The sequence below is a fragment of the Hyphomicrobium sp. 2TAF46 genome, from assembly GCF_052114865.1.
Classification (GTDB): Bacteria; Pseudomonadota; Alphaproteobacteria; order Rhizobiales; family Hyphomicrobiaceae; genus Hyphomicrobium_B.
In genome coordinates this window covers 1-1,384 of record NZ_JBFRFO010000026.1, presented here as the reverse complement: position 1 = coordinate 1,384, position 1,384 = coordinate 1, and the positions used below count along the sequence as shown (strand labels likewise).

The following is a 1,384-nucleotide window of genomic DNA, read 5'->3' as shown; positions in this document are numbered from 1 at the left end:
CAGCCGGATCTCATCGCCCAGTGGCTAGCTCCCGGTTCCTGCGTTGTAAATGCCGTCTCCATCGATCTACGCGAAGGCGGACAGTACAGCGTTGATGGCAATGACCCGATGGGCGAGCCGTATCAAATCTCAGGATGTTATTGTGAGATCGTCGAGAGCCGGCGCATCGTCATGACTTGGTCCTACAGCGGCGCCGCTAAAGGGCTCCAGGGCCCACCGTCGCTGGTCGTCGCCGATATCCGCCCCCTCGGCGATACCGCGACAGAGCTCACGGTCACGCACGAAAAAATTGGTACCTCATACGCCTCCGATCTTTACAAGCGTGATTGGCTCACATTCTTCACATTTGATTGCCCCAGACACTGATCCGTCGTCTCCGCCACAGCTACCGTTATTGGGATGCGCGACGGACGAGTCATAGCAACGCCTGCACGTCGCCTTCGCTCAGCGGACCACCTTCTTGATGCCTTTACGGCAGTCGAGTCCAAAGGGGCTGATGGCGAGATAGCCAGCTGTGCGTAAAAGCGAGCGCCTTGGAATCAATCTTGGCGACACGTGTCCGGCCTTGAATCTCGCGCTCAATCAGCCCCGCACGTTCGAGAACCTGAACATGTTTGGAGGTGGCTGCGAACGAAATGTGAAAATGCTGGGCAAGCTCGCTCACGCTGTGCGGCCGTTGAAGCAACAGCTCAACAATGGACCGGCGAGTCCGGTGAGAAAGCGCCCGGAATAAACCATCGAGGCGGCGACGGGAATATTCAACCATTTGGGTTATTATTAGGCGTTTGTACTCAAAGTCAATGCGCGAGGCTTCCTGAAAAATCAGTGAGAAGCTTAATTGATATCTTCGATACACCTATCGGCTTAGCGCCATTGTTGCTGCTTTGACACTTGTTGGCGGATCACATATATTCAAGCATATGGTTGAACATCGCAGCAAACATCTCGACGACGTTTTTCAGGCTCTATCGGATCCCACCCGGCGCGCCATTATTGGCATGCTCGCGCAGCGGCCCCACACCGTGACGGAACTGATGAAGCCGTTTCCCTTTACGTTGAACGCGATCTCGAAGCACATCAAAGCGTTAGAGAAAGCGGGCCTAATTGACCGGGAAATCCAAGGTCGCATCCATCTTTGCTCTCTCAATACCCAGCCCATGAATGAGGCGTATGACTGGCTCGGCAGTTATGAAAAGTTCTGGGCGGGAAGTCTGGATAAGCTTGAGAAGCTGCTGAAAAACAAGGCGAAGCCACGTAATGGCAAGCGATCGTAGAGATAAGTTGCCGTCACTCGCGATGGTCCGCAGAATTGAGTCCTCGGCTGCTGACGTTTTTCAGGCTTGGACGCAGCCGGATCTCATCGCCCAGTGGCTAGCTCCCGGTT

3 protein-coding genes are annotated in these 1,384 nt (G+C 54.6%); 2 read left to right on the top strand and 1 reads right to left on the bottom strand.

Annotation, left to right across the window (positions count from 1 at the left end):
• A partial coding sequence (locus tag AB4Z24_RS22490; protein ID WP_441711883.1) for an SRPBCC family protein occupies nucleotides 1–366 on the top strand: 366 nt, incomplete at its 5' end.
• Between the two features lie 103 nt (nucleotides 367–469).
• Here AB4Z24_RS22490 and AB4Z24_RS22485 read toward each other — a convergent pair.
• Entirely contained in the window at nucleotides 470–766 is a 297-nt protein-coding gene (locus AB4Z24_RS22485; protein ID WP_441711881.1) for an ArsR/SmtB family transcription factor, read from the bottom strand.
• Nucleotides 767–920: 154 nt separating this feature from the next.
• On the opposite strand from AB4Z24_RS22485, the gene AB4Z24_RS22480 reads away from it, so the two are divergent.
• The gene (locus tag AB4Z24_RS22480) at nucleotides 921–1,274 is read left to right on the top strand and encodes an ArsR/SmtB family transcription factor (RefSeq protein ID WP_290993460.1); all 354 of its coding nucleotides are present in this window, start codon (nucleotides 921–923) and stop codon (nucleotides 1,272–1,274) included.
• Nucleotides 1,275–1,384: the final 110 nt, after the last annotated feature.